Raw genomic sequence first — 12,858 nt, 5'->3', positions numbered from 1 at the left:
GCTCACCTTCCGATATGACTTTCGATGTGATTTCCGACCCGCTGATCGGCTACTACAGGCCGGCGAGTTGGCGCTGGGTCCGCGTGCTCGACCAGGGCCCGGTAGACGCTGGCGACGCTCGGGGACTGCCCCCGGCGCTTGCCGGTGATCAGGTTGGATGGTCTCGACGGTCTCGCCTGCGGCCCGGCGTCCCAGCACGGTGTGCAGCATGTCGTCGGTGGTGACCGGAGGCCGGCCGCCCGGTTCCGTGAAGGGGCCGTCTCCGCCTCCTGAGGTCAGCGGGTGGTGCGGCGCAGGAGTGCTTCGGAGGCGTCCAGGAAGCGGTCGTTGTAGTCCGGGTCGAGTCCGGCGCTGGGCAGGATCACTTGGGCCTTGTTGTTGAACATCAGGGCGGTGCGGCCGTTGAGGTCGTCGGTGAAGAGCAGGGGGACGATCCTCGCCGCGTAGGTCTGTGGGGAGGGGCCGGCCAGCCCGACCACGGCTTCGGCCAGTCGGTGCAGGAGGCTGCCCTCCCCCAGATAGTTGGAGCGGATATCGGTCTTGATCAATCCAGGGTTCAGGCCGAAGTACGCCGGGCCAGGCAGTCTGCGGTCGCCCGCGAGCACGAGGATCTCGTTACCGGCGACGGTGTTCATGTGCGCGGCCATCGGTTTGTAGCCGTGCTCGGAGTTCAGATCGTCGAGCCGGCCGGTGTTGCCGGTACCGGGTGCTCCCATGATGAACACCCGCGGCTGGGGCGCGCTGTTCGGGCGGGCGGTTCCCAGCCTGGGGCCGAGGCCGTGCAGGAGCGCGAGGCGGCTGAGGTAGCTGACGGCCAGGTCCCGCTCGATGCCCTCGGGGGTTTCCTCGCGGGTCTTGGCCGCCATGATCCCCAGCGAGAAGAAGGCGACGTCGTAGGTTTCCGCGGGAAGGTCCCTGCCCAGCCGGACCGCCTCGCGCATCGAGGACAGGTCCGCCTGGACGAAGGTGAGCCGGTCCGTGGTGTGGTCGCGGAGGGTCCGTCCCACCACGGTCACCTGGGCGCCGAGGGCCAGGGACTGCTGGGCCACGGCCCGGCCCAGGCCGCCTGTCCCGCCGACGACGAGTACGCGCCTGGATGTGAGTTCCAGCTGCTCGAGGGAGGGGGTGTCGATGGTGGTCGTGCGGTCGACGGTGCCGTTCAGCCGCATTTTTGGCTTCTTCGGCGCTGCCGGGCTGTGGGGGCCAGCTTTCATTGCGGGTGCCTTCGTTCCTTGGTCCGGTTGCGTGTGTCGGGTCAGGGCAGGGCGGGGTAGTCGGTGTAGCCGTGTTCGTCGCCGCCGAAGGTGGTGGCCGGGTCGGGGGTGTTGAAGGGGCCGCTGCGGTCGAGGCGCTCGGGTAGGTCGGGGTTGGCCAGGAAGAGGGCGCCGTAGGCGATCAGGTCGGCGGTGCCGTCCTCGATCAGGTCCAGCTCCTGGGGGCCGGTGGGCTCGTTGCCGGTGAACGGGTTGAGGATGAAGGTGCCCGGCCACTGGCGGCGCAGCCGAACCGTCAGCTCGCGGGATCCGGGGGACTCCATCTGGTGCAGATAGGCCAGCTTCAGGGGGGCCAGGGCTTCGACCAGGGCGGAGTAGGTGACCTCCACGTCGTCCTGGTCGGTTTCGGAGATGTCGTTGAAGGGGTTGCCGGGCGACATGCGGAAACCGACCCGCTCCGGGCCGATCGCCTCGGCGACCGCCTTCGCCGTCTCCACCGCAAAGCGGATGCGGCGCTCCGGAGAACCGCCCCATCCGTCGGTTCGTGTGTTGGAGTTCGGGGCGAGGAACTGGTGGATCAAGTAGCCGTTGGCGCCGTGCAGTTCCACGCCGTCGAAGCCGGCCTCGACCGCGTTGTGGGCGGCGGTGGCGTAGTCGGCGATGGTCTGGGCGATCTCGGCCTCGGTCAGCGCGTGCGGGGTGACGAAATCCCGCGGGCCCTGGTGGGTGTAGACCTGGCCTGCGGCCTTGACCGCAGAGGGGCCGACGGGGGTCAGGCCCATCAGGCTCGGGTGGCCGACCCGCCCGGTGTGCATCAGCTGCAGGAAGATCACCCCGTCACGCTCGTGGACGGCGTCGGTGACCTTCTTCCACGCCTCGATCTGTTCGGCGGAGTGGACGCCCGGGGTGTTCGGGTAGCCCTGACCGACCGCTGACGGCTGGGTGCCCTCGGTGACGATCAGGCCGGCACTGGCGCGCTGCCCGTAGTAGGTGGCCATCAAATCAGTGGCTGACTGGCCGGGCCCGTAGGCGCGGCTGCGTGTCATCGGCGCCATCACGATGCGGTTGGCCAGACGCGTGCCGGCCAGGTCGTGGGGGGCGAAAGCCTTGTTCATGTCTCGTTCCTCGTTCGTACGGGCCCCTCGCAGGACCGCCGACATGCATCACATTACCTGTTCGAACAAGTAAAGTCGCCCGGGCATTCCCGCCCCATGCGACTCGACTGGAGAGGACGGATTTTGTACTCTGTCAGCGCTCGGTCCTGGTCGCTATAGAGGGCAGGGCTCGGACATAGATGTTCGAGCAGTTACCTGAAGGAGCGCAGCATCACATGATCGGCCCAGCCTCCGAGGCATCCGGACCTGATGCTGCCGAGGCGGCCGGTATGCCGATGCCGCCCTCGGTCCAGGCCGGGCTGCTGGCTCATGCGATCATCCGGGTGGCCCGGCTGCACCGCATGCTCGCCGGGCAGCTCCTGCGCCGGGTCGGCCTCCACCCCGGCCAGGAACTGGTGATGATGCAGCTGTGGGACCTGGGGCCTCAGCGTCAGATCGACCTGGTCCGGCTGCTGGTTCCGACGCCGTCACCATGACCCGCACGGTCAAGCGGCTCGAACACGCCGGCTTCGTTCGCCGCCGCCCCAGCCCCACCGACAAGCGGGCGGCCATCATCGAGCCGACCGAGGCCAGCCTCGTCCTGCGGCACCAGGTCGACGAGGTCTGGGCGGAGCTGGAGGAATGTACCGCCGGGCAACTGCCCGGTGAGCGGTAGGCCGAGGCTGTCCAGATCCTGGAGCAGATCGAGGCAAATCTGGCCCTCGCCACGGCCCGCCACGCGCAACAGGAAGCCGGCGGCCAGGCGGCACCACCCGAGGGTCAGGCCGGTCACATGCAGCGGCGCCCAGGGTGCAAAGCGGTGACCGATGCCTCGCCCCGTGGCCCTTGACGAAGGACATAGAGCCCCCGCGGTCGGACGTCGCCGCGCGAACCGGTGTCATGTGGTGCGTTTCTCCGTGCACATGTCGTCGTCGCGGTGGGCGGTGAGGAGTCCGTTGAGCGGGATGCGGGCGCTGACGCGGTAGCCGCCGATGTCATCGGGGCCGGCGGTGAGGTGGCCGCCGAGCATGGTGGTGCGTTCGCGCATGCCGAGGAGTCCGTGGCCGGAGTCGGGGGAGGGTGGAGCGGGTGAAGTGGAGGCGGTGTTGGTGATGTCGAGTTCGAGGACATCGTCGGTGTGGGCGAGGCGCAGGTGGACGTGGGCGCCGGGGGCGTGGCGCAGGCAGTTGCTGAGCGCTTCTTGTGCGATGCGGTAGAGGGCAAGCTGCGCGCCGGGATCGAGGGGCTGTGTGGGGCGGTCTGTGATTTCGGTGGTCACGGTCAGTCCGGTTCCGCGGACGTTGGCCACGAGCGCATCGAGGTCGTCGAGGTTGGGCTGCGGGCCGTGGGGGTTGTCGGTGTCGTCGGAGCGCAGTACTCCGAGCATGCGGCGAAGTTCGGTGAGGGCGTCCAGTGCGTTCTGCCGGATGCCCGCCAGGCTTTCCGCCAGCTCGGCCGGGCTGTGGGTGAGGTGGGGGGCGACGTGGGCCTGGATGAGATCACCGACATGTGATGGGCGACGACGTCGTGCAGTTCGCGGGCGATGCGTCCGCGTTCCCGGAGCAGGGTGCGCTGGGCTCGTTCCATGGTGGTGAGCGCGGACTGTTCGGCGAGTTGGGTTCGGGCTGTGTGTCGGCCGCGCAGGGTGGCGCCGAGAACGACGGCGAGCGAGAACAGCACCAGCGTCAGGAAGGTGTTGGTCTGGTGCGGGCCGGTGGCCGCGAGCTCGATCACGGCGGGATGACGACGGAGGCGGCGAGGGCCACGCATGCTGCGGGGGCGCGGACGCGTAGGGAGAGCAGGAGGAGTACCGCGGCGTGTGCGACGAGGCCGGGGACGGTCCAGGGCCAGGGCGTGTTGTCGACGAGGTGGGGAGTATTGGCAGCGGCTGCGATGCCGGCCCCTGTCAGGGACAGCCACGAGGCGGGCGCGGGGTGGGCGAGGGCGAGGAGCAGGGCGCCGCCTTGCAGCAGGGCGAGGAGGATGCCGTAGCCCGGCCGAGTTCGTTGCGGTGGCCGAGTTGGTCGCTGTCGGCGATGAGGATGACTACAGCGGCCACGGAGATGAGTGAGTGGGGCAGCCGGCCGAGCCGGGTCCGCGCGAGGGGCGCAAGTGGGGCGGACCTGAGCGTCAGGAGGTGCTGGCGCAGAAGGCGCGTCGCCTTCCGGATCGCCTTCACGGCCCGGGGCTGGTCGGCCGGGGGTATGTCGTTCACGGCGTCCCTGTATGGAGTACGGCTGTCACCCGGGCGCGGGGGCGGGCCGGGGGAGCAGTGTTCATGGCTTGAGCGCTGCGTCGGCTGTGGCCGCCGAATGGAAGGGGCAGGAGGCGTCGCTGTGCACCGCACGGGGCGGCACCGCGACGGTGACGACCGGTGAACAGGCGCGGCGTGACCCGTTGGGTGGTTCCTGGCTTGGGGGTTGGGGGGTCTCGGACCGAAGTCAGGGCCTGCCGGTCGTGGCCGTCGTCACCCTGCGGAGCCGCATTTCCGCGTAGCTCTGAAGTATTGCTGGCCCGGCACTCCCAGATGTGTGGCGCATGCCCACCGGTGGGCGGGCGGTGGGACGTCGTAGGCCCTCCACGGCAACGAAGTGGACGGCGGGCTCACGGTCAGGGTGTTTGTTCGGGGCCGGGGGTGGGGGGCAGTGCGTCGGGGTTGAGGTGGGCGACCAGGCGGTGGAGGAGGCGGTGGACCGCGGTCTGCTCCGGAGGTTCCAGAACGGCCAGCGCCTCTTCGTTGACCTGCCGGACGACTTCTCTCGCCTGCTCCAGCAGGCGGGAGCCGTCGGGAGTGCTGTGCAGGCACAGGATGCGGCGGTTGGTGGGATGGGGCGAGCGTGTGAGCAGCCCGCGGTCGGTGAGGCTGGCCACGGCAGAGCCCATGGACTGGGCGGTGATGCCGGCGTGACGGGCGGCGTCGGCGCTGGAGATCCCCGGCTGGCGCTCGGCGTGCTGGAGGGCGTTGTACTGCGCGAGGTTCAGCTCGAGAGTGCGCAGTTCTCTCTCCAGGCGGGTGGCCATGGCCTGGGCGAAGTGCCAGGCCAGATAGCCGGTGTGGATGGGCTGCTCGCTCACATGGACTGCACTTGTAAGGCAACTTATGTTTTACTGCTTCGGTTATCAGGCACCTTACAACTCGTGGACGGTTCTCCTCATGCCAGCCCCCACCCCCCTGAATCTTGCCGATGCGCTACCGGCCAACCACGGGGACATACCCGATCCCGCCCCCGAACCGCATCCTCGCTCCGGCCTGAAGGGCGTTCTGCTGCCCGTCGCCGTCGTGCTCGCCATCGGGACGATCTTCGTGAGCGTCTACCTCGCGGCCTTCCACGCTCCCCGCCCGCATGACCTCCCCGTCGCGGCCGTAGGCACCGCCGCCGAGGCGCACCGCCTGGAAGCCGACTTGGAGCGGGCCCTGCCCGGAGGCTTCGAGGTCCGGCCCTACGGCGACGAAGCCGCAGCCCGCGAGGCGGTCGAGCACCGCGAGGTCTACGCCGCCTACCTCCCCGACCTCGGTCAGGGCAGCGGCAAGCTGTTCTACGCCGGCGCCAATGGGCCCTCCGTGACCGGCACCCTGACCGCCGCCTTCGGCCAAGCCGCAGCGCAGGACGGCCCGCCCCCGGCCGGCGAGGACATCCTGCCGGTGTCCGCCGGCGACACCCGAGGCCTGTCGGTCTTCTACGCCGCCTTCGGCCTGGTCCTGGCCGGCTACCTCTTCGGCATGATGACCTACCAGGCCGCGCCCGCTCTGCGCTTTCGCCAGCGCATCGCCAGCCTGACCCTCTTCGGCGCCCTCGGCGGCATCATCGTCGCCCTCCTCGCCGGCGACACCGGTTTCGGCGCCCTCCCCGGCTCCTTCGCCGGCACGGCCGCGGTGACCGGTCTGATGGCCATGGCGGCGGGCGGCGCGACCATGGCGATCGTGAAATGGACCGGATCCGCGGGCGCCGCCATCGCCTCGGTGATCCTGCTGATCTTCGGCAACGCCACCAGCGGCGGCGTCATGCCCCCCTTCTACCTGCCCGACTGGCTGCATCCGCTGTCCGGCGTGCTGCCCGTCGGCGCGGGGGTGCGCGCCCTCCAGGGGATGTCCTACTTCCACGCTGACGGCCTGTGGTCCGGCCTCGCCGTGCTGGCCGCTTGGATCATCGCCTGCGTGGCCCTGCTCTACCTGCGCGATACCCGCAGCGCCCGCAAGGCCCGGCTGCGCACCGCCTGAGGGATGTCTGCCGCCTGCCCTCACCGGCCCCGCGAACTGCCGAAGTTCGCGGGGCTTGCGGGGTCGGCCTCGGCCTCGAAACAGGTCCTTCTCATGACGAGGCCCCCGCCCAGGCCGCCGGCAGAAGCTGTACGGCGACGGCGAACAAATCAGCCTCGACCGGCTCGTGCTGCGTTCCCCGCCAGGCCGGCACACGTCCCCTCCCGGACCGCCCTACTAGCCGGGAACAACGAAGGACGGACATGACCACCACCCCCATCACCGAACCAGCTCTCGAGGGCTTCGCGCACCACTACGCCGACGTCAACGGCACCCGCCTGCACTACGTGACCGGCGGCCAGGGGGAGCCCTTGGTGCTCTTGCCGGGCTGGCCCCAGACGTGGTGGCAGTTCCACCAAGTCATGCCCGCCCTCGCCGAGCACTACCATGTGATAGCCGTCGACTACTGCGGCATGGCCGCCTCGGCCAAGCCCCGCCGATGGTTACAACAAGAAGACGATGGCTCGCGACATCTACGAACTCGTCCGTCACCTCGGGCACGAGAAGGTCAACATCGCGGGTGAGGACATCGGTGCGATGGTCGCCTACGCCTTCGCCGCCAATCACCCCGAGCCACCCTTCAGCCAGGACATCGAAGACGCCCGCACCTACGGTCAGTTGACCATGCCCGTCCTGGCCACGGGCGGCCTGAACTTCGCCTTCGTCCCCGCCCTCCTCGACGGCAAAGCGAGCGACGTGCGCTACGTGGAGTTCAAGGGCGCCGGCCACTTCCTCTCCCAGGAGCGACCCGAAGACCTCACCCGCGAACTCCAGCAGTTCTTCGGCTGACACGTACCCGGCCGCCGACCGGCCCTCCGCCACCACCATCCTGCGGGGGCCGGGGCCGTTCTCGCGGCAGAAGCCGACCGACGAACCCAGGACACCGCCGAACCGGCCCTCGGCGCGCCGGCACGCGTCGCAACCCCACAGATACCGACACCCCGACTTTCACATGGACGCAGCTCATCGGACGAGGTATCCCGCATCGGTTGAGTGCCGCCTGAGGCCCAAGGAGAGAGCCCCTGCGCTCCTCGACATGCGGCAGGTGGTGCTGGATGTCCGGTCCTGTCCGAGGAGATCATCGGCAAGACATGTGGTTCGCTTCCAGAAGGCTGGTGGTCTTACGAGCGCCGACGAGAACGCAGGGACTGGGGCACATGACCGAGTGCCGCGGCAGGCCGCCGTGACATTCGTGACCACCGAGCATTTCACCTTGCAGGGAGCGCGAGCCGCGACGACCAGCGAATCGACCAGCCGGGCGACGATGTTCATCGGTTCGGTGTCCGCCGGGATGGTGGCCCTCGGGCTGATCACCACGGCGACCGGCATCGGCACCGCGTTCTACGCCTTCGGCCTGATCTTGCTGTCCACGTTGTCGTTCGTCGGGGTCGTCACCTTCGACAGGGTCCTCCAGTCCGGGATCGAAGACCTCCGCTACGCCCAACGGATCGCTCGGCTGCGTGCCTACTACTTCGAGGTAGCCCCCGAGCTGACCGACTACCTGGCCAGTGTCCCGCCCTCGCAACGCTTTGCCCTCCAGGGATTGCACGGCGGGTACTGGCAGGTCTTCCGGACGATCGCCGGGATGATCGGCGTGGTCACCGCGGTCCTGGCCGGCTCGGTTGCGGGCCTGCTCGCCGTGCTCGTATCCGACCACTCGGCCGTCGCCGGATTCGCCACGGGCGGGGTGGTGGGTATCGCCGTACTGGCGGTGCTGATGCGGTTTCAGTACCGGGCTTGGGCACTGGCTGCGCAAGAGTGGTCCTTCGATGACGAAGGGCAAAAGCACGTGGCAGGCTGATCGAGCCCGCACGATGACGGGCCCGACCACCAGAGCGAGCCCCCCGCCGTCCTCGGCCCGCATTGTCGCGCCCCCCAGGCCCGGCGGTGCTTGCGGTCGGTCGGCACCGTGGCACAGTTACCGGCGGGTGAGGGCGCCGGTTGTCGTGATGCAGAGCCTGCAGCACCCGGTGAGGGTCTGGATGCGCCTGTGGAAGCAAGGTCGCCCCCTTGGTGGATGCCGGACCCCTGCGCAGGCCGTCTTGACGCCCGTCCGCCGGAGGTTGGACATGTGCTGCCCTACGGGCACCACTTGTCGCGGCAGGATTTCTGGTTCCTGATCCTGACACCTGTCCGGTGCGGCTCTGTGTCTCATCTTCGTTTATATGGACTGACCACCATTGTCGCCTCGGTCCCACACGGCGTCGTGTGGGGGTGCGAGGTGGCGGGTGGCCCGGTGGTAGGAGTCGCTGCGCCTGGTCGAGCTCGCGACCGACCAGGACTGGGACTGCCCTGGCCACTGAACGGGCAACGCCACCACCGCGTCCTCGCGGACCTCGTCGACGCCGAGGTCGGTGACGTGCTGCCCGAAATCCAGCCCGGCTTCCTCTTCGAAGGCGACGACCTGGGCAAGTGGCTGGCACGGCAAAACAGCCGAGCACCCGGGCTCAGCTGTCGACCGAGCAGCAGGAACGGCTGACCGCACTGGGCGTCAGGCCGCTTGAGGCGCCGCCTCCCGCCCAAGCAGCCTGACGGGGCAGTGCGAAGAGGCCAGACCGCGGGCGCACAGGGATGCCGCCCACCCCCGACTGCACCTGGGGGTCTGAAGTGGTCCAGGGCCATGGCAGCGTAGTCATGGGCCGGCTCGTAGAGGCGGTACCTCATGGCCGGCCCGGCGGTTCCCGAGGACCTCGCCAGGGCCGGCGTGCTCCTTTGCCCTCGCCCGGTCCGACATCACTTGAACTGCACGTCGGGTAGCCGGGTACGTACTGGTGTACCTGTGCCCCGGGCAGCGGCGAAGGCAAGCGTTTCGGCGGGACGGCAACCATTCTCGACTCTGCGGCAACTGTTGAGCAGCCCGTTTCTTACGGGCGCCCCCACGCATGCATGCACAGATTGGGAATACACGCATGACCGAGCTGCAAGACCACGGCAAGGCGCGGCACCGCAAAAAGAAGACGACCTTGCTGGCAGGGGTCCCGCTGGCACTGGCCGCTGCAGGAGTCATGGCCTACGGCACGGCTTTCGGAGTGTTCGGAGAGGACGTGCAGCCGAAGGCCATGGCGGCCTGGGCGGCGGCCGCCGTGCCGGCCTGGGCCAACGACACTGCTGACGGTTTCGCGTCGGTCCACGCGCTCGGGCAGGCGGGTACGGACGGCGGCAAAGGCGGCAAGACGGTCACCGTGCGGACCTTCGCCGATCTGGAGAAGTACGCGACCGCCCGGGAGCCGTACGTCATCGTGGTGGCCGCCGCGATCTCGATGAACCCCAAGGGCAAGGAGATCAAGGTCGCCTCCGACAAGACGATCGTCGGCGCTGGCACCTCGGGGCACATCGTGGGCGGTGGCTTCTTCCTCGGTCAGGGCGTTCACAATGTGATCATCCGGAATCTCACGATCCGGGATTCGTACCAGGGGATCTGGAACGACAAGGAACACGACTGGGACGCCATCCAAATGGACGGCGCACACCACGTTTGGATCGACCACAACAATCTGCGGCACATGGCCGACGGGCTGATAGACAGCCGCAAGGACACCACCTACGTGACGGTGTCCTGGAACAGGCTGAGCGAGAACAACAAGACGTTCGGCATCGGCTGGACCGAGAACGTGACCGCAAACCTGACGATTCACCACAACTGGTTCCGGGAGACCGAGCAGCGCAATCCGTCGACCGACAACGTCGCGCACGCCCACCTCTACAACAACTACCTCCAGGCTGAACCGGGCACCGACATCGCGTCGTCCTATGGCAACTACGCGCGCGGTCGGACGAAGATGCTCTTGGAGAACAGCTACTTCGAGGGCGTGAACAACCCCGTCATCAAGGACGGCACGGCCGGTCTGGTCCAGCGCGGCAACGTCTTCACCCGCACCAGCGGCCGCAACGAGAGCGGCGGCACCGCGTTCGATCCGAAGGCGTACTACGACTACCGCCTCGACAATGCGGCCGAGGTCCCCGCGCTCCTCCGGTCCGGCGCGGGGCCGCAGAGTTCCATCGGCACGATGGTGAACGCCAAAACGGCGGCCGCCGTCGCGCAGAGCACCCTGACCGTGGCCAAGGACGGCAGCGGCCAGTACAAAAGCGTACAGAAGGCCGTCGACGCCGTCCCGGCGGGCAACACCTCGCGCGTCGTGATCCGCATCGCGCCCGGCACGTACCGCGAGACGGTGAGGGTCCCCGCGAACAAGCCGCACATCACGTTCGAGGGCGTCGGCCGAAGCCGCAAGGACACCGTCATCGTCGAAGGCCACGCCGCCGGGATGACCAAGCCGGACGGCTCGGGCACCTACGGCACCGGCGGCAGCGCGACCGTCGCCGTGGAGGCCGACGACTTCCAGGCCCGCAACCTCACCATCTCCAACGACTTCGACGAGGCGAAGCACCAGCAGCTGGACGGCCAGCAGGCGGTGGCGCTGCGCACCGCCGCCGACCGCATCCTCCTGGATGCCCTCATCATCAGCGGCGACCAGGACACCCTGCTCCTCGACACGGCGGGCAAGGACCGCACGGGCCGGGTGTACCTGACCAACTCCTACGTCATCGGCAACACCGACTTCGTCTTCGGCCGCGCCACCGCGGTCATCGACAAATCCGTGCTCTCCCTGAAGAAGCGCTGGGACGGTACCTCGGCGGGGTACGTCACCGCGTCCAGCACCCCCGCCGGCCGCAAGGGCTTCCTCATCACCCGCACCACCATCGACGGTGACGTGTCCGCCCGGAGCTTCTACCTCGGCCGCCCATGGCACGCCGGCGGTGACGCGAGCCTCGACCCGCAGACCACCATCCGCGACAGCATCCTCGGCGCGGCCGTCAAGGCCGCTCCTTGGACGGACATGGGCGGCTTCTCCTGGAAGAACGACCGTTTCGCCGAGTACAGAAACGAGGGCCCGGGTGCAGGCGCCGCCGGCGGTGACCGCCCGCACCTGACGGACGCCCAGGCCGCCAGCCAGGAGACGGCGGACTGGTTCGGCGACTGGAAGCCCACCGGCGTCTGATCCCCGGCCCGGGGGTAAGCCGGGACGCCCGAGCCGGGCGGAACTCGAAGCACTGCGCGACGGAGGTTCCCCAACCGTCCGCAGCAGGCCCGGCGCGGGATCCACAGGGCCCTGCACTGTGGGTATCCGGAGCGGGACACGCCACGAGCGCCACTTCCGTCATGGGAACCCTGCCACCTGCTGCTCGAACTCACGGACGGCAGCCGCTATTTCGAACGACAACGTCATGTCCATTCCCGATGCACACCCGAAGGAGAAGCGCGTGAGCCGCACTCTGCGCAGATCTTCGTTCCTCGCCCTGCCCGCCGCCGTCATGCTGGCCCTGATGCCGTCGAGCGCGTCCGCCTACCCCGGCCCCGGGAGGGTCACCGACGACGTCGTGGTCCACGACCCGACCATGCTCCGCGCCCCCGACGGGCGCTACCTGCTCCTTTCCACCCACGGCTACCTGGAGTACCGCACCTCCACCGACCGCGTCGCCTTCAGCCACAACGCAAACGCCTTCTCCTCGCCGCCCCGTTGGTGGTCGCGCTATTCGTCCGAGAACGATCCGTGGGCACCCGACCTCTCCTATCACGGTGGCCGGTACCTGATCTACTACGCCGTCTCCGGCTTTGGTTCCAAGAACTCGGCCATCGGCCTCGCCACCTCCACGACCGGGACGCCGGGCAGCTGGAAGGACCAGGGCATCGTCTATTCCTCCACGGCCGGCAGCGACTTCAACGCCATTGACCCCGACCTGTTCGTCGACGGGGATGGCAAGTGGTGGCTGGTCTTCGGCTCCCATTGGAGCGGTATCAAGATGATCCGACTCGACCCAAAGACCGGCAAGCAGAACGCGGGGGACACCACCCGCTACCCGCTTGCCTCGCGCTCCACGGGGGTGAGGGCGGTGGAGGGCCCGACCGTGGTCAAGCGGAACGGGTTCTACTACCTCTTCGCTTCGTACGACACGTGCTGCAGCGGTACTGCCTCCACGTACAAGATCAAGGTGGGCCGGGCCACCAGCCCCACCGGGCCCTACTACGACCGCAACGGCGTCGCGATGAACAACAACGGCGGCACCGTGGTCATGGCCTCACAAGGATCCGTCATCGGCCCCGGCGGGCAGGACATCATGCCCGACGCCGACGGGGACCTGCTCGTCTACCACTACTACGACGGCACGGACGGCGGTGCTCCCAAACTCGGCCTCAACCGGCTCAACTGGAGCGGCGGCTGGCCCACCGCGTACTGACCGGGGCTCGGCGGAGGGGTGGCAGCGGTTCGCGTCAGGGACCGCCTGCCCCCAG

General features: G+C 68.7%; 10 protein-coding genes and 3 pseudogenes. 6 read left to right on the top strand and 7 right to left on the bottom strand.

The features are described from left to right. Positions 1–275: 275 nt before the first annotated feature. Entirely contained in the window at positions 276–1,169 is an 894-nt protein-coding gene (locus ACV7NM_RS00560) for a Rossmann-fold NAD(P)-binding domain-containing protein (protein ID WP_463408326.1), read from the bottom strand. Between the two features lie 86 nt (positions 1,170–1,255). After that, positions 1,256–2,329 (bottom strand): alkene reductase, encoded by a 1,074-nt coding sequence (locus ACV7NM_RS00555; RefSeq protein WP_463408325.1) that lies wholly within the window; start codon positions 2,327–2,329, stop codon positions 1,256–1,258. Between the two features lie 275 nt (positions 2,330–2,604). Between ACV7NM_RS00555 and ACV7NM_RS00550 the strand changes: the two are divergent. Next, positions 2,605–2,981 (top strand): annotated as a pseudogene (locus tag ACV7NM_RS00550) (MarR family winged helix-turn-helix transcriptional regulator); the annotation flags it as partial. Positions 2,982–3,206: 225 nt separating this feature from the next. On the opposite strand, the gene ACV7NM_RS00545 reads toward ACV7NM_RS00550, so the two are convergent. The 4 genes and pseudogenes from ACV7NM_RS00545 to ACV7NM_RS00530 form a co-directional block, all read right to left on the bottom strand. After that, complete coding sequence (locus ACV7NM_RS00545; protein WP_463413797.1) at positions 3,207–3,695, bottom strand: sensor histidine kinase; 489 nt, start codon at positions 3,693–3,695, stop codon at positions 3,207–3,209. 36 nt (positions 3,696–3,731) lie between these two features. Further along, positions 3,732–3,817: pseudogene (locus ACV7NM_RS00540) on the bottom strand (hypothetical protein); the annotation flags it as partial. Positions 3,818–4,214: 397 nt separating this feature from the next. Beyond that, entirely contained in the window at positions 4,215–4,523 is a 309-nt protein-coding gene (locus ACV7NM_RS00535) for a hypothetical protein (protein ID WP_463408324.1), read from the bottom strand. Between the two features lie 395 nt (positions 4,524–4,918). Further along, the gene (locus ACV7NM_RS00530; protein WP_463408323.1) at positions 4,919–5,383 is read right to left on the bottom strand and encodes a MarR family winged helix-turn-helix transcriptional regulator; all 465 of its coding nucleotides are present in this window, start codon (positions 5,381–5,383) and stop codon (positions 4,919–4,921) included. A 79-nt stretch (positions 5,384–5,462) separates the two neighbouring features. Here ACV7NM_RS00530 and ACV7NM_RS00525 point away from each other — a divergent pair, with 79 nt between their 5' ends. From ACV7NM_RS00525 to ACV7NM_RS00515, 3 genes and pseudogenes are all read left to right on the top strand, one after another. After that, positions 5,463–6,527 carry an ABC-2 transporter permease gene (locus ACV7NM_RS00525; RefSeq protein WP_463408322.1) on the top strand — a complete coding sequence of 355 codons (1,065 nt, stop codon included), beginning with the start codon at positions 5,463–5,465 and terminating at the stop codon, positions 6,525–6,527. A gap of 242 nt (positions 6,528–6,769) precedes the next feature. Further along, a pseudogene (locus ACV7NM_RS00520) lies at positions 6,770–7,355 on the top strand (alpha/beta fold hydrolase). Positions 7,356–7,602: 247 nt separating this feature from the next. Continuing rightward, positions 7,603–8,367: a hypothetical protein gene (locus ACV7NM_RS00515; RefSeq protein ID WP_463408321.1), complete on the top strand. Its 765-nt coding sequence runs from the start codon at positions 7,603–7,605 to the stop codon at positions 8,365–8,367. Between the two features lie 360 nt (positions 8,368–8,727). Here the strand turns inward: ACV7NM_RS00515 and ACV7NM_RS00510 are convergent, their stop codons facing one another. Further along, positions 8,728–8,994, bottom strand: a complete 267-nt coding sequence (locus ACV7NM_RS00510; protein ID WP_463408320.1) for a hypothetical protein — start codon at positions 8,992–8,994, stop codon at positions 8,728–8,730. A gap of 481 nt (positions 8,995–9,475) precedes the next feature. Between ACV7NM_RS00510 and ACV7NM_RS00505 the strand changes: the two genes are divergently transcribed. Then, the gene (locus tag ACV7NM_RS00505; protein ID WP_463408319.1) at positions 9,476–11,566 is read left to right on the top strand and encodes a pectinesterase family protein; all 2,091 of its coding nucleotides are present in this window, start codon (positions 9,476–9,478) and stop codon (positions 11,564–11,566) included. 226 nt (positions 11,567–11,792) lie between these two features. After that, positions 11,793–12,803: an arabinan endo-1,5-alpha-L-arabinosidase gene (locus tag ACV7NM_RS00500; protein ID WP_463408318.1), complete on the top strand. Its 1,011-nt coding sequence runs from the start codon at positions 11,793–11,795 to the stop codon at positions 12,801–12,803. Positions 12,804–12,858 lie beyond the last annotated feature (55 nt).

The sequence above is a fragment of the Streptomyces sp. Tek67B01 genome (genome assembly GCF_055231995.1).
The sequence above is the reverse complement of the archived record's forward strand: the minus strand, read 5'-3'. Positions and strand labels throughout refer to the sequence as shown.

Bases quoted from the DNA above. Each gene is read 5' to 3' on its own strand.
- ACV7NM_RS00560 (WP_463408326.1), bottom strand. From the start codon at position 1,169: ATGCGGCTGAACGGCACCGTCGACCGCACGACCACCATCGACACCCCC.
- ACV7NM_RS00555 (WP_463408325.1), bottom strand. From the start codon at position 2,329: ATGAACAAGGCTTTCGCCCCCCACGACCTGGCCGGCACGCGTCTGGCC.
- ACV7NM_RS00545 (WP_463413797.1), bottom strand. From the start codon at position 3,695: ATGCTCGGAGTACTGCGCTCCGACGACACCGACAACCCCCACGGCCCG.
- ACV7NM_RS00525 (WP_463408322.1), top strand. From the start codon at position 5,463: ATGCCAGCCCCCACCCCCCTGAATCTTGCCGATGCGCTACCGGCCAAC.
- ACV7NM_RS00515 (WP_463408321.1), top strand. From the start codon at position 7,603: ATGCGGCAGGTGGTGCTGGATGTCCGGTCCTGTCCGAGGAGATCATCG.
- ACV7NM_RS00505 (WP_463408319.1), top strand. From the start codon at position 9,476: ATGACCGAGCTGCAAGACCACGGCAAGGCGCGGCACCGCAAAAAGAAG.
- ACV7NM_RS00500 (WP_463408318.1), top strand. From the start codon at position 11,793: ATGTCCATTCCCGATGCACACCCGAAGGAGAAGCGCGTGAGCCGCACT.